Genomic DNA, 18682 nt, shown 5'->3' with positions numbered 1-18682 from the left:
AGCGGGCATACTGGGGCGACCCAGAAGAGATCGCCCTGACCTGCACAAGTACGCAGGCACTCTGCGGGTCGGGTATCCTTGCGAGGTCGGTCGATTTTGTCGGCCTCAAGGCGGAGTAGCTCAGCCAGGCAGAGCAAACGGCTCATAATCGTTGTGTCGCCGGTTCAAGTCCGGCCTCCGCTACTACCCACCCGGGACTTCTCCCACCGGAGAGGTCCTTGTGGGTTGTCCACTGTCCCGAACGTAGAAAGGCACTCCCAAGTGGCTGCCACCGACGTTAGGCCGAAGATCACGCTGGCCTGCCAGGAGTGCAAGCACCGCAACTACATCACGCGGAAGAACCGGCGCAACGACCCGGATCGGCTTGAGCTGAAGAAGTACTGCCCGAACTGCAAGACGCACCAGGCGCACCGCGAGACTCGTTAGTCTGCGCGAAGCCTTCCGCCGAGGCGGGAGATGAGTGCTTCATCGGCACGCACATACTCCACGAAAACCGGCGTCCTCGTCCTCAGACGAGGCGCCGGTTTGTCGTATCCGCATAGTTTTCTCCCGCGAGCGTTGGCCTCGGAAGAGAGCCGGTGGGAGAGCGGGCCGGGCTACGGTTTCCTGGTGGCCCGCTTCCCGGTGATCTGTCCGAGAGCGGGTCCTGGAATTTTGTTCTGTTAGTGTCTCGTTCCACCCGCCGGTGTCGGCCCACCAGTTCGGTTATCCGAAAAGGAGCACGATGGCTCTGAACCGTGACTTCGTCGGGCGGGCGTCCGCGCCCTCCTCGTCGTACGAGGTCAGTCGCGTGAAGATCAAAGAGTTCGCGACGGCGATCGGGGACGACAACCCGATCTATCGGGACAGGGAGGCCGCCCAGGCCGCGGGGCACCCCGACGTGATCGCGCCGCCGACCTTCCCCATCGTGTTCAGCCTGGCCGGAGGGTCGATCCTGACCGACCCCGAGCTCGGCCTGAACCTCGCCATGGTGGTCCACGGCGAGCAGCGCTTCGAGTACCGGCGGCCGATCCACGCCGGAGACGAGCTGGTCAGCGTCTCCACCGTGACCGACATCCGCAGCGTCGGCCGCAACGAGCTGATCACCGTCAAGAGCGACGTCAGCACCGTCGACGGCGAGCCCGTGTGCACGACCTACAACACCATCGTCGAGCGTGGAGGGGCGGGCTGACATGGCCGCGACGGTCAAGTACGACGAGGTCGAGACGGGTCAGCAGATCCCGCCCGCCGACTACGCGGTGCGCCGCGCCAACCTGGTGATGTACGCCGGGGCCTCGGGCGACTTCAACCCCATCCACTGGAACGAGCGCTTCGCCAAGACCGTCGGGCTCCCGGACGTCATCGCGCACGGCATGTTCACCATGGCGCAGGGCGGCCGGTTCGTCACCGACTGGGTGGGCGACCCCGGCGCGGTCGTCGACTACGGGGTGCGGTTCTCCTCCATGGTGGTCGTCCCCGACGACGACCAGGGCGCCGTCATCACGGTGAGCGGGATCATCGAGGAGAAGCTTGAGGACAAGCGGGTGGTGGTCGCCCTGACCGCCAAGTCCAACGACTCCCGGGTCCTGTCCAAGGCTCGCGCGGTGGTCCAGCTGTCGTAGGCGCCCCGTCGCGGCCAGGTGCGGCCCGCGCCGGTGCGGGACGTGGTCCATCGGCGCTACTCGCGGCTCGCGGCGTGGTTCGTGGCATGCTCGTGGGCCGGGGCCGAATCTTCTTCCTGTCCGGGGGTAGCTCCCCAGCATGAGCGAAGTACCTCCTAACGTGACCGGCCTGGCCGAGCGGCGGGCCAAGGCGCGAGCCGAGCAGGATCATGCCGCCGCCGACGCGCTCCGTGACGAGATCAGGACCGAGGGCTGGCTCGTCCGGGACACCGCCGACGGTTTCGAGCTCATCCCCTCTCCCTCCTTCGAGGTGTGGCCCACGGTGAGTTCCCTGCCCGAGGGGACGGAGCGGGACGACTCGAACACGGCCCAGGGACGGGCCGACACAGGGGACACCAAAGACGCCGGGCGGGACGACTCGGCCGACGCCGGGCGGGTCGCCGAGGCCGCGGATCCCGGACGCCACCCCGGGCGGCTCGGTGACCTGGACGCGAAGAAGGTCGCAGAGAGCGAGGCGGCGCCCCAGCAGAAGCCCGAGGGCTCCGAGCTGGTCGGCCGGGCCGACGATCTCGACGGCCATCCCGGGCGGATGGTCTCCTCCCAGCTGCTGTGGGACGCCAGCCTGTCCGTCTCCCGGCTCGACGAGACCATCGTTCCCCCGGCCGACGTCGAGGAGCAGCAGGCCCTCCGGCCGACGGTGACCGTCGCGCTGCTGGCCGACGGCCGTCCCGACGAGCTGCGCGAGTGCGTACGCGCCCTGGTCGCCCGTACGGAGGCCAGGATCCTCGCCCTCGACCTGGGAAACGTGGACGGCGCGGGAGAGGTCCTTCAGGAGCTGGCGGAGGAGTTCCCCCGGCGGGTGGAGGCCTGGCACGTGGCCGAGGCACCGCACTGGAGGGGCGGCTCCGCGGGGTGGGGCGAGAGCCGCGACAAGCTGCTGCGCCTCGACACCTCGGACGTGCACGTCGTCATGGACGCCTCCGTGATCCTGGACGGCGACGCCGTCACCCAGCTGGTCAAGGCGCTGGACGACGACGTGACCGCGGCCGGGTGGAAGGGCGTGAACCCCCGCGAGGACGACATGGAATGGCTGGAGGCCGAGCCCGGCGAGGTCCGGGGGCTGCTCGGCCACCTGTTCGCGGTCAGGCGCGACACCGCGCTCGCCGCGGGTGGCTTCCCCGCCGACGCCCGCTACTACCGCAACGCCGACCTGGAGTTCTCGCTCAGGCTGCCCGGCACCCTGGTCGCCCTGGGGAAGGATCTCCCGGTCCACCGGGAGCGGCACCGCCGTGACGACGGCGTGGACCCCGAATACCGCGACAAGGAGTCCCGGCGGACCTATGACCGGGTGCTGAAGCTGCTGCGCTCCCCGTAGGCTGGTCGCGGATTTCGGCCGGGTGGCGGGTGGGGAAGCACATGACGGAGCGGGTGGCGGGGGTGCGGCTGGCGCCGTACACGACGCTGGGGCTGGGGGGACCGGCCGGGGCGTTCGTGGAGGCGGGGTCGTCGGAGGAGATCGTCGAGCTGGTGGCGGCGGCCGACCGGGCGGGCGAGCCGGTGCTCGTGCTGGGGGGCGGCAGCAATCTGGTCGTCTCCGACGCGGGCTTCGACGGCCTGGTCGTGCGCGTCGCCTCCCGGGGCGTCGAGGTCGAGGGGGACCGGGTCACCGCGCAGGCGGGCGAGGACTGGGACGCCCTGGTCGAGCGCGCGGTACGGGAGGGCCGATCGGGCGTGGAGTGCCTGTCCGGCATCCCCGGGCTGGTCGGGTCCACGCCGATCCAGAACGTCGGCGCCTACGGGCAGGACGTCTCCCAGACGATCATCGCCGTCCGGGCCTACGACCGCCGGGCCGGTGAGGTGCGGGACCTGGCCGCGCGGGAGTGCGGGTTCGCCTACCGGCACAGCGCGTTCAAGGATGATCTCGGACGGTACGTCGTGCTCGCGGTCACCTACGAGCTGGCCTCGGACGCGCTGTCCGGCCCGGTCGCCTACCGGGAGCTGGCCTCCCGGCTGGGTGTCGCCCTGGGCGACCGGGTGCCACCGGCGGAGGCGAGGGCGGCGGTGCTGGAGTTGCGCGCGGGCAAGGGCATGGTCCTGGACGCCGCCGACCCGGACACCCGCAGCGCGGGGTCGTTCTTCACCAACCCGGTCCTGACCGCCGCGCAGGCCGCCGAGCTGGAGCTGCGGGCGCCGGGGTTCCCCCGCTGGGACGTGCCGGACGGGACGGTGAAGGTCCCGGCGGCGTGGTTGATCGAGAACGCCGGGTTCCCGAAGGGCTACCGGCGCGGTCCGGCCCGTATCTCCACCAAGCACACCCTTGCCATGACAAATCCGGAAATGGTGGCCTCGACGGAGGAGCTCCTCGATCTTGCCCGCGAGGTCAGGGACGGCGTACTGGAGAAGTTCGGCGTCACCCTGGTCAACGAGCCCGTGATGGTCGGCACCCGTCTCTGAGGATTCTCCGGGGTCCAAGGACTCCAGAGTCCAAGGCTCAGGGTCTTCCGAGAACTCCAAGGCTCAGGGCACTTCACGGCTTTCCAAGGACTCCAGGACCCCCGCGGTCCTCCGGAGTCCTCTGGGGCGGGAATGGGCATCCGATTTCTGCTGCTATGGTCTTTTGGAAAGACCCGAAGGGGAGTAGTCCCAATCGCGTGATCGACATGCTGGCGCCTCAGGTGCCCGGTCGCGCGGGCCCCGGATCCGGCCAGCCCGGTTCCGTGGCGGACGAGACCTTCGGCCTGGCAGGCATTGTTGGATGCCGCCGGGCCGAAGACGTGCCCGAGACTCCCCGGGTATCCCCCTTCCGCCCGGCTGCGTACGCGGAAGGGCACCCTCGTTGGAAGCGTTCTGGATCAGTCTCGTCGTGATCTTCGTCGCCGAGCTCGGCGACAAGAGTCAGCTCATGGCCATGACCTTCGCCACCCGGTTCAGGCCGTGGCCGGTCCTCGCCGGAATCACCCTGGCCACCGCGGTGGTCCACCTGTTCAGCGTCGGCCTGGGCGGGCTGGTCGGCGACTTCCTCCCCACCACGGCGATCACGATCATCGCCGGGATCGCCTTCCTGGGCTTCGCGCTGTGGACGCTGCGCGGGGACGAGCTGACCGATGAGGAGTCGAAGAAGGCGCAGCGCACCACCCGGTCGGCGATCATCGCCGTGACCGTCGCCTTCTTCCTCGCCGAACTGGGTGACAAGACGATGCTCGCGACCATCACGCTCGCCACCCAGTACGGCTGGCTCGGCACCTGGATCGGCTCGACGGTGGGTATGGTCGCCGCCGACGCCCTGGCCATCGTGGTCGGCCGGATGCTCGGCAAGCACCTGCCGGAGAAGGTCATCCGGTACGGGGCCGCCGCGGCCTTCGCCGTCTTCGGGGTGCTCCTGCTGCTCGAACCGCTGTTCGCCTGATCAGGGCCAGTACGGCCGCGCGTGCTCGGCGGCGGCGGCGATCGCCGCCCCGTCGACCTCGGTGAACGTCAGCGGTACGCCGAAGGCGGGCCACTCGACCGCGACCTCGAACGGCTCCGCGGGAGGCAGCGGCCACAACCACAGGCTCCAGCTCAGGGAGATGAAACGGTCACCGCCCCCTCCGCCTCCCCCGCCCCGGTGCTGGAGGACCGGGCCGTCGGGACGCGGCGGGGGCCACTCGCCGTCGTAGTGGGGCCTGCCGTCGACGGTCGTGGCCTTGCCGCCGTCGGAGAAGCGGACGCCGAAGCGGAGGATCTCGTCGTCCAGGGACTTTCCTGGACGTAACCTGCGGTGGCCCCTCTCGAACATCAGGTCACGCTGCTCCCACCACGTGTCCTTGTTCACGCCCTCGACGGGACGGGCCGCTACCCGGATGTAGAGTTTCGCCCCTTCGGGAAAGGCGACGGCGTTGGTGAGCACGATGGCCAGCGCCTCGTTGTGGAACAGCGTCCGGCCGAGGTCGACGCTGCGGCCGAGCACGGTGTCCGGGGGGCCGATCCAGGGGGGAAGCGTTTTCTCCTCTTCGGGCTCCCGGTCACGAGCCGATGGTGCGCTGAAGAATTCCATGGGATCAAGCTACGCAACCGTACAATCTTGTGCGTATATATCGGGATAAGGGTCTTTTGTGCGTCTTTGATGCCTTGTAGGGCTGGGATTCGCCCGGGTGACCGATGTGAAAAGGCCAGCGGACCCATTCCGCCGCGCCGTCCGTCACCCGCCGTAACGCCGCCGTGTTGTCCGTCCGTGATACCGCCTACCGCGTCCGCTCCCGTCGTACCACCGGTCAGTGATCGCTTCCGGGGCGGGAAGCGGGAGGTCAGCCGATCAGGGCGAGGCGATGGGCGGCCGCGGCCGCCTCGCCGCGGGTGGAGACGCCCAGCTTGCCGAGGATGTTGGAGACGTGGACGCTCACGGTCTTGGCCGAGATGAACAGCTCGGTGGCGACCTCGCGGTTGGACCGTCCCTGAGCGACCAGCCGGAGCACCTCCAGCTCGCGCGGGGTGAGCGGCGGCTCCCCGGCCTGCCTGGAGATTCCGGCCTGCCCGATGGTTCCGGCCTGCTCGGTGAAGGAGATCCCGATCCGGCGGGCCAGCGCGTCGATCTCGATGGCCAGCGGCCGGGCCGAGAGCGCCACGGCGATCGGGTAGGCGGCGCGCAGCCGGAGGGCGGCACCCTCGCGGTCACCGGTGCCGGCCGCCATCCGTCCCCCGTGGAGCAGCGACTTCGCCTGGGGGAAGGGGCGGCCCAGCCGCTCCCAGGCGGTGGCCGCGGCGTCGTGGTCGCGGGTGAGACCGAGCCGGTAGGCCTCGGCGACGGGACTGTCCACGGTCATCGCCGCCGTGGCCCTCCCGACGTGGGCGCGCAGCGCCGCCACCCGTTCGGGCGCGAGCGTCTCGACCGTCTCGCAGATCCCCCCGAGCAGGCCGAGCGTCCGCCAGCCCAGCATGGGCTTGCTCGTGATCTGCGCCTCGGAGGCGACCCGCTCGGCGACCTCCAGCGCGGCCAGCGGCTCCCCGCTGAGCATGTGCAGGCCGATCATGAGCCGGGCGTCGGTGGTCAGCTCCTGCATGAACTCCTCGGGGACGGTGCCGAACGCGCTCAACTCGTCCAGGACGGATCTGAGCACGTCCGTCTCGCCGCGGGCGACCGCCACGTCCCCGCGCACCCGCCGCAGGTGGTGGCGGGTGCGCACGCTGGGGTCCGTGCCGAGGACCTGCTCGACCAGCCGGGCCGCCTCGTCGAACCTGCTCAGCGCCTCCAGCGCCTCGGCCCGGTTGTTGGCGATGAAGGTGCCCTGGTCCCGGTATCGGCCGTACTGCCTCGCCAGCCGCTCCCCTTCGATCGCGAGCTCGATCGCCTCGGTGGAACGGCCCATGTTGTTCAGCGCGTCCACGTTGTTGGCGATGGCGCGCAGGACGCTGCGGCCGGACTCGACGCGCTCGCCGATCGCCTGCGCGGTCTCGTTGAGCTCGATCGTGATGTCGATGCGCCCCGCGATCGAGTGGCCCAGCGCGAGGTTGAGCAGCAGCTCCGCCTCCAGGGTCTCCTCCCCGTGCTCGCGGGCGATCCGCAGCGCCTCCTCGGTGTGCGCCGTCCCCTCCTCCAGCTCGCCGCTGAATATCAGGTACGAGCCCAGTTTGGACAGCACCTCGGCGCGCTCCAGCCCCGGTTCGGGGACCAGCCGTTCGGCGTAGCGGAGATCGTCGAGCACCCCGGGCCGCCGCTTGGCCTTCTTGAACTGCGATCTCCGTACGACCAGGTTCGCCACCCGGGCGGGCTCGGTCCGCTCGTCGAGCTCGTGCAGCGCGGCCTTGACGAACTTGCTGCCCCGGTCGACGTCCCCGCACGCGCTCGCGGCCTCGGCGGCGTGCTCCAGGACGGTGGTGTGGTCCACGCCGATGCGTTCGGTGGCGTCGGGGACCTTGCTCCACAGGGTCAGCACCCGCTCCAGGAGCTTCATCATCTCCTTGTGGGCGAAGGTCTTGGCGGCCTTGCCCGCCGCCTCCCAGGCGGAGATGAGGGCCCAGAGGTCGTCGCGGGCGGAGTGCCAGTGGTGGGCGATCTCGATGGCGGCCCGGCCGGTGGGCACCAGCGTGCGGTCTTTGCCGATCTCCTCGGCGAAGCGGGCGTGCAGCCGTACGTGCTCGCCGGGCAGGAGCTCGTCGTGCACGGCCTCGCGGATCAGCGCGTGCCGGAAGACGTAGGCGCGGCCGTCGGCGACCTGCAGCACGTTGGCCGCGATCGCGGTGCGCAGCGCGTCGTCGAGCTCGACGTCCGACAGCGCGCTGACCGCGACGAGCAGGGCGTGGCTCACCCGGATGCCACCGGCGGCGGCGATGCGCAGCACCCGCTGCGTCTCCTCGGGGAGCCGCTCCACGGATCCGATGATCAGGTCGTGCAGGGAGTCGGGGAAGGTGCAGTTTCCGCCGCGCTCCATCAGCGCCTCGACGAACAGCGGGATGCCCTCGCTGCGCTGGAAGACCCTCTCGACCTGGACGAACTCGGGCGCGGTGCCGAGGATGCCGGCCATCTGGGCCGCCACCTCGGACTGGGTGAGCCGGGGCAGGTCCATCCGGACGACCCCGTCCAGCCGGCTCAGCTCGGCGAGCACCGGCCGGAGCGGGTGCTGGCGATGAAGCTCGTCGGAGCGGTAGGTGAGGACCATCAGCACGGGAGCCCCGCGGAGGTTCCGGCTGAGGAAGGCGATCAGGTCGCGGCTGGAGCTGTCGGCCCAGTGGACGTCCTCGATGAGGAGGATCACCGGCTGGCGCTCCGCGAGCCGTTCCAGCAGGGTGAGGATCTGCTCGAAGAGGCGTGCGCGGGCGGTGTCGCTCTCCGTGTCGCCGCTCGGCTCGCCGAACTCGGGGAGCAGCCTGGCCAGGTCGCGCGCCCCTCCCTCGGGGAGCAGGGCCGCGACCCCCTCGGCACCGTACTCGCGGACGAGCTGGCGGATCGCCGCGGTGAACGGCGCGTAGGCGAGGCCCTCGGTCGACAACTCCACGCAGCCCCCGTTGAGCACGTGGGCGCCGTCGGCCGTGGCCCGCTCCGCGAAACACCCGATCAGCCGTGACTTGCCGACGCCCGCCTCGCCGCCGAGCAGCACGGTCACCGCCGCGTCCTTGCGGGCCTGCTCGAATGCCTCGGTCAGGTCCGCGAGCTCCCTCTCCCGCCCCACGAAGATGGGGCTTACCGCCCGACCCACCATGTCTGCCAGCATGTCATGCCTTAAAGGTGTGATCTCCCTATTTTTCGCCTGGTGAAATCAGTGGCTCAGGGAGGCAGGGAGGCCCGGCCGGGCGAGTGGGGGCGGCCGGGCTCTCGGGGCGAGGTCATGCCGGGATGATCTTTCCGAAGAGGCCCCTGCGGCGCTTCTCGGGGGAGTGGGTCTTCTTGTCCTCCTGGGCCTCACGGGCGAGGCGGTAGTTGTCGGCCTGCTCGCGGAGTTCGCTGGTCCGATGGGCGATCATCTGAAGGTGGAGCTCGGGACCCATGATGGGTTCCTTCCTGGTGTGGCGCCTCGCGGCGCGCTTTCCTTACACACTCAAGGTTCGTCCTAAGGCCCCCGGTCCCACATCGGGAGGATGTCCTATCTCCCGGACGCTTCCCGCCCGGCGACTACCTAGGTGGGGCCTAGGGTGTCCCGGCACTACCTAGACGACGCGGATCCGCCTCGCGGGAGGGCCTTACGGAGCCTCGCGGGAGGGCCTCGCGGGAGCCTCGCGGGAGGGCCTTGTGAGGGCTTCGCGGGAGGGTCCGCGGCCCTCGGCGGGGCGTGTCTCGCGGGGGAGCCCCCGCCGCCCCGGCGCGCTTTCCCCGGGGACGGCGGGGATTCTCCGGAGGCGGCGAGGAAAGGCTCGCCCGGTGCGGAAAAGCGAAAGGCGACGGTCGTCGGCGGGATTCTTGTCGTCGATTTACGGTAATCGCCGAGCCCTTATCCGTAAGGCTGCTATTTCATGACATGGCAGTGTGCTTTAACGTGGCGAGCCGGAGGACTTCCCGGCGTTCCGCCGTTCGCCGTTTCCTCGGGAAGGCGTGTGGGATTGGTGTTGTTCTGTCCCCGCCTGTTCCCGAAAACATGGCCCTGAGCTGCAGGTTTCTGTGCGAACGACACCCTGTCGCCAGGTGTTGGGCGTGAATTCGTGTCGCGATGGTCTCATCGGGAAGGCCGACATCTATATGTTTGGCCCGAAATATTGGATCGTCCGGATAAAATAACTCTAATTCATTGCTTCGCGCTCGTTTTCCTTGGCAACGTGATGAGCACAACCAGTGCGGGCACCCAAAGGTGCCCGTCTCGTTGAAAGGGAACTCTCATGATGCGTCTTCAGAAAATCGCTGTCCGCACCGCCGCGGTCGCCGCTCTCGGCCTGGCTGTGCTCGGCACTCCCTCTGTCGCCAGCGCCGCTGCGACTCCCAACCCGGCCATCTCCAGCACCACCGCGGAGGCTCCGAACCCGGCTCTCTCGCAGATTGACCTGTGCGCGACCATCAAGACCGTTGCCGGGCCGATTCTCGCCCTGGTCGGAGCCGGACTGCTCCCTCTCAACACGGCTCTGAACCTCATCGCCGGCCTCACCGGTGTGACGGTGCCCCAGGTTCTCGCCTGTCTCGTCTGAGCACGCCTTCGCGTTGACGCCGTTGCCACCGGGCCCTCGTGTGACACGAGGGCCCGGTGGTGTTCGCGCCGGGCGCGGGCCGATCGGCGGATGTTGACGAAAACCGGCAAGCCTGCTGTGCAGGGTCCAGTTTGGAAGTAATCACACCAGTAGGCATGCTGGAGTGGTGTCAACTATGACGACCTCGCTCGCCGACGTGGCAACGTCCAACGTCACGCTGCGAAGCTTCCTGCACGGCCTGCCCGGTGTCGATCGCGTGGGCGCCGACCAGCGCGCCGCGACGCTCGGCACCCGATCCATCAAGACCACCGCCAAGGCCCGGGCCATCGACCTCGCCATCGGCATGGTGGACCTGACGACCCTGGAGGGCGCCGACACCCCGGGTAAGGTCCGCGCGATGTGCGCCAAGGCCGTCCACCCCGACCCGGCCGACCCCTCCGTGCCCAAGGTGGCCGCGGTGTGCGTCTATCCCGACATGGTCGCCGGGGCCGCGGCGGCCCTGAAGGGCTCCGGGGTCAAGGTGGCCAGCGTCGCGACCGCCTTCCCCAGCGGGCGCTCCTCGCTCGACGTCAAGGTCGCCGACACCACCTTCGCGGTGGCGGCCGGTGCCGACGAGATCGACATGGTCATCGACCGGGGCGCCTTCCTCGCGGGCGACTACCTCAAGGTCTACGAGGAGATCGTCGCGATCAAGGCCGCGTGCGGCACCGCCCACCTGAAGGTGATCCTGGAGACCGGCGAGCTGTCCACGTACGACAACGTGCGCCGCGCGTCCTGGCTGGCCATGCTGGCCGGGGGCGACTTCATCAAGACCTCCACGGGAAAGGTGCAGCCCGCCGCGACCGTCCCCGTGACGCTGGTCATGCTGGAGGCGGTCCGCGACTTCCTGGCCGTGACGGGACGCAAGGTCGGGGTGAAGCCCGCGGGCGGCATCAAGACCACCAAGGACGCGATCAAGATGCTCGTCCTGGTCAACGAGACCGTCGGCGACGGCTGGCTCAGCCCCGACTGGTTCCGGCTCGGCGCCTCCAGCGTCCTCAACGACCTGCTGATGCAGCGCCAGAAGATGGCCACCGGCAGGTACGCGGGTCCCGACTACTTCACCCTCGACTAAGGCGTTCACATGTTTGAGTACGCACCGGCGCCCGAGTCGCGTGACGTCGTCGACATCAAGCCGTCCTACGGCCTGTTCATCGGCGGCGAGTGGGTCGACTCCCAGGGTGAGAACCGCAACAAGACCATCAACCCGGCCTCCGAGGAGGTCCTGGCGGAGGTCGCCTGGGCCACCGAGGCCGACGTCGACCGGGCGGTCCAGGCCGCCCGCAAGGCGTTCGGCGTCTGGTCGGCGCTGCCCGGCTCGGAGCGGGCCAAGTACCTGTTCCGGATCGCGCGCATCATCCAGGAGCGCTCGCGCGAGCTGGCCGTGCTGGAGTCCCTGGACAACGGCAAGCCGATCCGCGAGTCCCGCGACGTGGACCTGCCCCTGGTGGCGGCCCACTTCTTCTACTACGCCGGCTGGGCCGACAAGCTCGGCTACGCCGGGTACGGTCCCGGCCCGCGTCCGCTCGGGGTGGCCGGGCAGGTCATCCCGTGGAACTTCCCGCTGCTCATGCTCGCGTGGAAGATCGCGCCCGCGCTGGCCTGCGGCAACACGGTCGTCCTCAAGCCCGCGGAGACCACCCCGCTGACCGCGCTGCTGTTCGCGGAGATCTGCGCGCAGGCCGACCTGCCGCCCGGCGTGGTCAACATCGTGACCGGCGCGGGCGAGACCGGCGCCGCCCTGGTGAACCACCCCGACGTGAACAAGGTGGCCTTCACCGGCTCCACCGAGGTCGGCCGCCAGATCGCCAGGTCGGTCGCGGGCACCGGCAAGAAGGTCACCCTGGAGCTCGGCGGCAAGGCCGCGAACATCGTGTTCGAGGACGCCGCGCTCGACCAGGCCGTCGAGGGCATCGTCAACGGCATCTTCTTCAACCAGGGCCACGTCTGCTGCGCGGGCTCCCGGCTGCTGGTGCAGGAGTCGATCGAGACGGAGCTGCTCGACGCGCTGAAGCGGCGGCTCGGCACCCTCCGGCTGGGCGACCCGCTGGACAAGAACACCGACATCGGCGCGATCAACTCCGCGGCCCAGCTCGCCAAGATCCGCGAGCTGTCCGACCTGGGGGAGACGGAGGGCGCCGAGCGCTGGTCCCCGGCCTGCTCGCTGCCCGACAAGGGCTTCTGGTTCCCGCCGACCATCTTCACCGGCGTCGCCCAGTCGCACCGGATCGCCCGCGAGGAGGTCTTCGGCCCCGTCCTGTCCGTGCTGACCTTCCGCACCCCGGCCGAGGCGCTGGAGAAGGCCAACAACACCCCGTTCGGGCTGTCGGCGGGCGTGTGGACGGAGAAGGGCTCGCGCATCCTGTGGATGGCGGACCGGCTCCGTGCCGGTGTCGTCTGGGCCAACACCTTCAACCGGTTCGACCCCACCTCGCCGTTCGGCGGCTACAAGGAGTCCGGGTACGGACGAGAGGGCGGACGGCACGGGCTGGAGGCGTATCTCGATGTGTGAGCATCGCAGGGCCAGACGCCGCCCCCGCCGTGCCCAGAGCACCCGGGGCCACGGCTTCGCCCGCGCCGGACGGCCGGTGCTGCGGGGCTGGTTCGCCCACCGGTGCGGCGTGAGCCGCTGCGGTCAGATCTTCGTGCCGGCCCGGCTGGCGCAGCAGGAGAGCTCGTGGAGAGGGCTGGGAAATGAGTAAGGCTGAGCGGCCGAGCCGTGCACGGGCGAGCAAGCAGGACGGTACGGGCGAGGTCGACACGGACCGCACGGACCGCGAGCCCGCCCGGCTCGCCGTGCGCAAGACCTACAAGCTGTACATCGGCGGGGCGTTCCCGCGCTCCGAGAGCGGAAGGTCCTACGCCGTGGCCTCCTCCAGGGGCGACTTCCTCGCCAACGCGTCCAGGGCCTCCCGCAAGGACGCCCGCGACGCGGTGACGGCCGCGCGCAAGGCCTTCGGCGGCTGGTCGGGCGCCACGGCGTACAACCGTGGGCAGATCCTCTACCGCGTCGCCGAGATGCTGGAGGGCCGCCGGGCCCAGTTCACCGCCGAGCTGGCGGAGACCGGGACGAAGAAGGCCGGGGAGGTCGTGGACGCGGCCGTCGACCGGCTGGTCTGGTACGCCGGGTGGTCCGACAAGATCGCCGCTGTCGCCGGGTCCACCAACCCGGTCGCCGGGCCCTACTTCAACATCTCCTCGCCGGAGCCGACCGGCGTGGTCGCGGTGGTCGCCCCCGACGAGCCGCTGCTGGGACTCGTCTCGGTGATCGCCCCGGTGATCGTCACGGGCAACACCTGCGTCGTGATCGCGAGCGAGCGCGCCCCGCTGCCCTCGATCACCCTGGCCGAGGTGCTCGCCACCTCGGACCTGCCCGGCGGGGTGGTGAACATCCTCACCGGCGCGGTCGCCGAGATCGCCCCCTGGCTCGCCGCGCACATGGACGTCAACGCCCTCGACCTCACCGGGGTCGCCGACGAGAGCCTGGCGGTCACGTGCGAGGAGGCGGCGGCGGAGAACCTCAAGCGCGTCTTCCGCCCCGCCCCGGCCGACTGGTCCGCCGACCCCGGCACCAGACGCCTGACGGCCTTCCTGGAGACCAAGACGGTCTGGCACCCCACCGGCGTCTGACCCGCCGGATCTGGCGCGCCCGGCCTGGCGTGCCCGAGTCTGATGCGTCCGGTCTGACCCGCCGGATCTGACGCGTCTGGCTTGGTCCTGGGGCTGACGCGCCCGGTCTGGTACGTCAGAGGTGGCACGTCCGCGCGGTGCGGGATTCCTCCCGCCCGCGCGGCCCCCGCTCCCGCTCCGCGTACCGGTCGGCCGTCAGGGGAGCGGGGCGTGGCGGGTCCAGGGATGGGCGGCCTCCAGCTGCCCGGCCAGGGCCAGGAGCTGCGCCTCGCCGCCGGGCGCCGCGACGAGCTGGACACCGATCGGCGTACCGCTGGAGTGCCTGCCGTACGGGACGCTCATGGCGGGCCAGCCGGCCATGTTCCACGCCGCGGTGGCGGGCGCGTACGTCAGGTTGGCGCGGACGTTGGCCAGGAGTCCCCGGCGGCCCCAGCGCTCGGCGGGCGGCGGTACGGCGGCGAGTGTCGGGGTGACGAGCACGTCGGCGTTGCCGAACCACTGGTCGGCGCCGTACGCGCGCCAGCGGTCGCGGCCCGTCGCGCCGTCCGCCCCGAACCTGGCGAGCAGCCTGCCCACCCTCGCCAGGGACCTGGTGCGCCGCTCCAGCCCGCGCGGGTCGAGGCCCTCGGCGTCGTCCCTGGCGCACGCGAACCAGGTGGCCGCGGCGGCGGCGCCGGTCAGAAGGGACATCCGCTCGGTGTGGTCCACCACGGTGTGCCCCGCCGCGCCCAGGACCTCCGCCGCCCCGGCCACCGCCCGCTGGAACTCGGCGTCCACCGAGAACCCCGGCGGAAGCGGCATCGGCGCGACCGCGATCCGCAGCCTCAGCGGCTCCGACAGGGTCAGCCCGCCCGGGTAGTCGTCGATGGCGCTGCCCACGCCGAGGGCCTCGCTCTCGCCGGGCGTCGCCAGCGACATGTCGTCCGCCATGACGGCGAGGGCGAGGGCGAGGTCGGCGACGGTCGTGGCCAGCGGCCCGTTCTCCGACATCCCGTACCAGTCGCGCTCGGGCGGCGGGACCAGCCCCTGCCCCGGCTTGATCGAGACCAGGCCGCAGCAGGCGGCGGGGATGCGCAGCGAGCCCAGCCCGTCGGCACCGTGGGCCAGCGGGACCATCCCCGCGGCCACCGCCGCCGCGCTCCCGCCCGAGGAGCCGCCGGGGGTGCGCCCCAGGTCCCACGGGTTGCGCGTGACGCCGTACACGCTGTCGGAGAACCCGGCCAGGCACAGCTCCGGCACGTTGGTGATGCCCACGACCACCGCGCCCGCCGCCCTGAGCCTGGCGACCACGGGGTGGTCCTCGTCCGCGGGCACGTCGGGCGTCGCCGCGGAACCGTTGCGCGACGCCTCACCCCGGACCGCGACATTGTCCTTGATCGCGATCGGCACCCCGGCGAGCGGCAGCTCGGACAGGTCCTCCCGCTCCTGCAGGACCCGCGCTTCCGCCAGCGCCCGCTCGGCGCGGACCACGCGGAACGCCCCGACGCGCCCGTCACGCTCGGCGATGGCGTCGAGGTGCTCGGCGACCACCACGGGTGCCGTGACCTTCCCCCGTCGCACGGCATCCGCGATCTCCACTGCGGAACTTCCCACCCACGACATGCACCGAGTGTGGTCCGGCGAATCCGTAAGGGGAAGCGTCCCACATCTCAATCAGATGACTTGTCCGGCTCATCGGCGTTATCCCGCGCCCGGCTTGCCCGGCCCGTCCGGGCTTCCGGACCGCCGGGGTCAGCGCCGGGGGTTGGTACGGCGGGTGGCGGTGGCCGACAGGGGATCGTCGGGCCAGGGATGCCTCGGGTAGCGCCCGCGCAGCTCGGCGCGGACCGCGCGGTAGCCCTCGCGCCAGAACGAGGCCAGATCGGCGGTGACGGCGGCCGGGCGGCCCGCGGGGGAGAGCAGGTGGATCACCAGCGGGACCCCCGCGACGCGCGGAGCCTCGGCCCAGCCGAACAGCTCCTGCACCTTGGCCGCGAGTACGGGCCGCTCGCCCGAGTAGTCGATCCTGATCCGCGACCCGCTCGGCACCTCCACCCGTTCCGGGGCCACCTCCGCCAGCCGGGCGTTCCACGGGACCAGGCGGTGCAGCGCGGAGACCACGTCGAGGCGCTCCAGGTCGGACCGGCGGCGGGCCCGCGACAGCTCGGGCTCCAGCCAGCGGTCGGCCGCGCCGACCAGCGCGTCGTCGTCCGTCGCGGGCCACGGGTCGCCGAGCGTACGGCGGCAGAAGGCCAGCCGCTCGCGCAGGGCCACGGCCTCGGGCGTCCAGCGCAGGATCGACAGGCCCTCCGCGCGCAGGCCCTCCAGGACGGCGGGCCGCACGTCGGCGCCGCGGAGCGCGCGGCTGGACAGCTCGATCGCGCCCAGCCGCTCCACCCGCCGCGCCGACACGTCACCGCGCCGCTCTCCCGGAGGTACGTGCCAGGTGATCTCCTCCCCGGAGCTGTACAGGGAGGCCGCGGCGAGCCTGGCGATCTCCTCGTCGATCACCACCGCCTGCCCGATCCTGGCGGACGCCGCTCCGGCGGGCCGGTCCGCGACCGCGACGGCCAGCCACTCCGCCGTCCCCAGCCGCGACCCGCGCGGCAGCTCCGCGGCCGTTCCCGAGGCCATCAGGTACGACCCGCCGCGCCGCCGCGCCACCCGCTCCGGGTAGGCCAGCGCCACGACGGTCCCGGCCACCGCGTCGTCACCCCCGGCCGCGTTGTCACTTCTGGCCGTCCCGGCCACCGTGCTGCTATCCCGGGTCGTCCTGGTCCCTGTGCTGTCACCTTGGGCCGTCTTGGTCCCCGTGCTGTTGTCCCGGGTCGTCCTGGTCCCTGTGCTGTCACCTTGGGCCGTCTTGGTCCCCGTGCTGTTGTCCCGGGTCGTCCTGGTCCCCGTGTTGTCGCCCTGGGCCGTCTTGGTCCCCGCGTTGTCACCCTGGGCCGTCCTGGTCCCCGCGTTGTTATCCCCGGTCGTCCTGGTCCCCGTGTTGGCACTTCTGCTGGTGTCGCCCCTTTCCGGCCGGGCGGTACCGGCGCTGGCGAGCTTCCGTCCCTGGCGTCGATCGGTGGCGGGCACGGCCCGCGCCAGGCGCCCCGCCTCCTGGCGCCATCGGGCGGAGAAGCCGTCACCACCCTGGCGCGCGGAGCGCCAGACCGCCACCAGGTCGTCACCCGCGTCCCGGGGCAGCTGCTCCGACAGCAGCGCCACGACCTCGGCGGCCCGGGGCCCGGCGTCGATCCCGCTCGCACCCGTGCCCGTACCGGCGTCGATCAGGGCACGCGCCAGGCGCGGATGGACCCCGACCCCGGCCATCCGCCGTCCCCGGTCGGTGACCCGGCCCACGGGAAGGTCCGGCGAGTGCCCCGGTGACTGCTCCGGCGTGCCCGGTGGCCGCGAGGAGCCGGGAGAGTCCAGGGCGCCCAGGGCGTACAGGGTGCGGCGGGCGGCGTCCATCGCGGCGGGTGGTGGCGCGTCGAGCAGGGCCAGGCCGGTGGCCGAGGGGTCGCCCCAGCAGGCGACCTGGAGGGCGAAGCCGGTCAGGTCGGCGAGCGCGATCTCGGGCCGCGCGTACTCGGGCAGCCGGTCGTGCTCGGCCCGTGACCAGCACCGGTAGACCACGCCCGGCGCCTCGCGGCCCGCCCGTCCCGCCCGCTGGGTGGCCGAGGCCCTGGACGCGCGGACGGTGGTGAGCGAGCCGAGACCACGGGCGTGGTCGGTACGGGGTTCCCTGGCCAGGCCGGAGTCGACCACGATCCGCACGCCCGGTACGGTCAGGCTCGACTCGGCGACCGAGGTGGCGAGCACCACCCTTCTCCCGTCGCCCGGGGACAGGACCGCGTCCTGGACGCGGGCCGGGGCCTGGCCGTGCACCTGGAGGACGTCGACGCCGGGGAGCATCGCGGCCACCCGGCCGATCTCTCCGACGCCCGGCAGGAAGCAGAGCACGTCCCCCTCGTGCTCGGCCAGCGCACGCCGTACGACACCGGCGACGTGGGCCAGGAACGCCGGGTCCACCCGCATGCCGTGGGGCGGTGCGATGGTCCCGGCGGGCGGTGCCCAGACGGGCGCGACCGGGTGCATGGTGCCGGAGGCGTGCACGATCGGCGCGGGGTCGTCGGAGGTATCGGAAGAGGTATCCGACGGGGAGGATCCGTCGGCGCCGCCGGGGGAGCCGAGGAGGCGGGCCCAGGGGGCGGCGTCGGCGGTGGCGGAGGTGGCGACGATCCGCAGGTCGGGGCGGAGCGCGGCGCGGACGTCCAGGAGGAACGCCAGGGCGGTGTCGGCGTCCAGGTGGCGCTCGTGGCACTCGTCGAGCAGGACCGCGTCCACGCCTTCGAGTTCGGGGTCGCGCTGGAGGCGTTGCAGGAGGACTCCCGTGGTGACGACCTCGACGACCGTCCTCGGACCGGCCCTGCGCTCGCCGCGTATCGAGAACCCGACCTCCGCGCCCACTTCGGACTCCAGCAGCCACGCCATCCGCCTCGCCGCCGCCCGTACCGCCATCCGTCTCGGCTCGGCCACGATCACCCGCTTCGGCGCCGAACCGTCGAGGAGCCCGGCCAGCGCGAGCGGGACGAGCGTGGTCTTGCCGGTGCCCGGAGGCGCGGTGAGCACGGCGACGCCCCGCCCGTCCAGCGCCGCGAGCAACTCGGGCAGGGCATGACGCACAGGCAGGCCGGACCAGTCGGAACGCACCCGTCCAGTGTCCCCGAGCCCAGCACCAAGTGAGACGCGCCCAGAAACGGCCGGTTCCTGGTCTCTGTCCGTGAATGTCGTGTGACGGTGTGGGTCGGTGATGGTGAGTGGGTGGGCATGAGCGAGTCCGTGTCCTGTGAACGCCG

At 71.4% G+C, this 18682-nt stretch carries 15 protein-coding genes and 1 tRNA gene; 11 read left to right on the top strand and 5 right to left on the bottom strand.

Annotated features, from left to right (window positions below; all coding sequences use genetic code 11):
• Positions 1–109: 109 nt before the first annotated feature.
• The 7 genes from ACW9TB_RS27605 (at position 110) to ACW9TB_RS27575 (ending at position 5007) form a co-directional block, all read left to right on the top strand.
• Positions 110–183 (top strand) — tRNA-Met (locus tag ACW9TB_RS27605).
• A 78-nt stretch (positions 184–261) separates the two neighbouring features.
• Complete coding sequence (gene rpmG / locus ACW9TB_RS27600; protein WP_030921771.1) at positions 262–426, top strand: 50S ribosomal protein L33; 165 nt, start codon at positions 262–264, stop codon at positions 424–426.
• 298 nt (positions 427–724) lie between these two features.
• On the top strand, positions 725–1171 hold the full coding sequence (locus tag ACW9TB_RS27595; RefSeq protein ID WP_472750980.1) for a MaoC family dehydratase N-terminal domain-containing protein: 447 nt from the start codon (positions 725–727) through the stop codon (positions 1169–1171).
• Between the two features lies 1 nt (position 1172).
• The gene (locus tag ACW9TB_RS27590; RefSeq protein WP_472750979.1) at positions 1173–1601 is read left to right on the top strand and encodes a MaoC family dehydratase; all 429 of its coding nucleotides are present in this window, start codon (positions 1173–1175) and stop codon (positions 1599–1601) included.
• Positions 1602–1740: 139 nt separating this feature from the next.
• A complete protein-coding gene (locus ACW9TB_RS27585; RefSeq protein WP_472750978.1) occupies positions 1741–2976 on the top strand; it encodes a glycosyltransferase family 2 protein in 1236 nt (411 codons plus the stop codon).
• A 41-nt stretch (positions 2977–3017) separates the two neighbouring features.
• Complete coding sequence (locus ACW9TB_RS27580) at positions 3018–4055, top strand: UDP-N-acetylmuramate dehydrogenase (RefSeq protein ID WP_472750977.1); 1038 nt, start codon at positions 3018–3020, stop codon at positions 4053–4055.
• Between the two features lie 382 nt (positions 4056–4437).
• Positions 4438–5007 (top strand): TMEM165/GDT1 family protein, encoded by a 570-nt coding sequence (locus ACW9TB_RS27575; RefSeq protein ID WP_472750976.1) that lies wholly within the window; start codon positions 4438–4440, stop codon positions 5005–5007.
• Here the strand turns inward: ACW9TB_RS27575 and ACW9TB_RS27570 are convergent, their stop codons facing one another.
• The 3 genes from ACW9TB_RS27570 to ACW9TB_RS27560 all read right to left on the bottom strand — a co-directional run bounded on the left by ACW9TB_RS27570 (position 5008) and on the right by ACW9TB_RS27560 (position 9059).
• Entirely contained in the window at positions 5008–5634 is a 627-nt protein-coding gene (locus ACW9TB_RS27570; RefSeq protein ID WP_472750975.1) for a hypothetical protein, read from the bottom strand. It lies immediately after the preceding gene.
• 250 nt (positions 5635–5884) lie between these two features.
• Positions 5885–8773, bottom strand: coding sequence for a helix-turn-helix transcriptional regulator (locus tag ACW9TB_RS27565; RefSeq protein WP_472750974.1), 2889 nt, complete (start codon positions 8771–8773; stop codon positions 5885–5887).
• A 124-nt stretch (positions 8774–8897) separates the two neighbouring features.
• Positions 8898–9059: a hypothetical protein gene (locus ACW9TB_RS27560; RefSeq protein ID WP_472750973.1), complete on the bottom strand. Its 162-nt coding sequence runs from the start codon at positions 9057–9059 to the stop codon at positions 8898–8900.
• Positions 9060–9881: 822 nt separating this feature from the next.
• Here ACW9TB_RS27560 and ACW9TB_RS27555 point away from each other — a divergent pair.
• The 4 genes from ACW9TB_RS27555 (at position 9882) to ACW9TB_RS27540 (ending at position 13853) form a co-directional block, all read left to right on the top strand.
• Complete coding sequence (locus tag ACW9TB_RS27555) at positions 9882–10184, top strand: hypothetical protein (protein ID WP_472750972.1); 303 nt, start codon at positions 9882–9884, stop codon at positions 10182–10184.
• Positions 10185–10359: 175 nt separating this feature from the next.
• Complete coding sequence (deoC, locus tag ACW9TB_RS27550) at positions 10360–11298, top strand: deoxyribose-phosphate aldolase (protein ID WP_472751019.1); 939 nt, start codon at positions 10360–10362, stop codon at positions 11296–11298.
• 9 nt (positions 11299–11307) lie between these two features.
• Entirely contained in the window at positions 11308–12735 is a 1428-nt protein-coding gene (locus ACW9TB_RS27545; RefSeq protein ID WP_472750971.1) for an aldehyde dehydrogenase family protein, read from the top strand.
• Positions 12736–12917: 182 nt separating this feature from the next.
• The gene (locus ACW9TB_RS27540; RefSeq protein ID WP_472750970.1) at positions 12918–13853 is read left to right on the top strand and encodes an aldehyde dehydrogenase family protein; all 936 of its coding nucleotides are present in this window, start codon (positions 12918–12920) and stop codon (positions 13851–13853) included.
• A gap of 195 nt (positions 13854–14048) precedes the next feature.
• Here the strand turns inward: ACW9TB_RS27540 and ACW9TB_RS27535 are convergent, their stop codons facing one another.
• Complete coding sequence (locus ACW9TB_RS27535; RefSeq protein WP_472750969.1) at positions 14049–15431, bottom strand: amidase; 1383 nt, start codon at positions 15429–15431, stop codon at positions 14049–14051.
• A gap of 153 nt (positions 15432–15584) precedes the next feature.
• The gene (locus ACW9TB_RS27530) at positions 15585–18536 is read right to left on the bottom strand and encodes an ATP-dependent helicase C-terminal domain-containing protein (RefSeq protein ID WP_472750968.1); all 2952 of its coding nucleotides are present in this window, start codon (positions 18534–18536) and stop codon (positions 15585–15587) included.
• Positions 18537–18682 lie beyond the last annotated feature (146 nt).

The sequence above is a fragment of the Streptosporangium sp. H13245 genome, assembly GCF_055690525.1.
The sequence above is the reverse complement of the archived record's forward strand: the minus strand, read 5'-3'. Positions and strand labels throughout refer to the sequence as shown.

Bases quoted from the DNA above. Each gene is read 5' to 3' on its own strand.
- ACW9TB_RS27595 (WP_472750980.1), top strand. From the start codon at position 725: ATGGCTCTGAACCGTGACTTCGTCGGGCGGGCGTCCGCGCCCTCCTCG.
- ACW9TB_RS27590 (WP_472750979.1), top strand. From the start codon at position 1,173: ATGGCCGCGACGGTCAAGTACGACGAGGTCGAGACGGGTCAGCAGATC.
- ACW9TB_RS27585 (WP_472750978.1), top strand. From the start codon at position 1,741: ATGAGCGAAGTACCTCCTAACGTGACCGGCCTGGCCGAGCGGCGGGCC.
- ACW9TB_RS27580 (WP_472750977.1), top strand. From the start codon at position 3,018: ATGACGGAGCGGGTGGCGGGGGTGCGGCTGGCGCCGTACACGACGCTG.
- ACW9TB_RS27570 (WP_472750975.1), bottom strand. From the start codon at position 5,634: ATGGAATTCTTCAGCGCACCATCGGCTCGTGACCGGGAGCCCGAAGAG.
- ACW9TB_RS27565 (WP_472750974.1), bottom strand. From the start codon at position 8,773: ATGGTGGGTCGGGCGGTAAGCCCCATCTTCGTGGGGCGGGAGAGGGAG.
- ACW9TB_RS27560 (WP_472750973.1), bottom strand. From the start codon at position 9,059: ATGGGTCCCGAGCTCCACCTTCAGATGATCGCCCATCGGACCAGCGAA.
- ACW9TB_RS27555 (WP_472750972.1), top strand. From the start codon at position 9,882: ATGATGCGTCTTCAGAAAATCGCTGTCCGCACCGCCGCGGTCGCCGCT.
- deoC (WP_472751019.1), top strand. From the start codon at position 10,360: ATGACGACCTCGCTCGCCGACGTGGCAACGTCCAACGTCACGCTGCGA.
- ACW9TB_RS27545 (WP_472750971.1), top strand. From the start codon at position 11,308: ATGTTTGAGTACGCACCGGCGCCCGAGTCGCGTGACGTCGTCGACATC.
- ACW9TB_RS27540 (WP_472750970.1), top strand. From the start codon at position 12,918: ATGAGTAAGGCTGAGCGGCCGAGCCGTGCACGGGCGAGCAAGCAGGAC.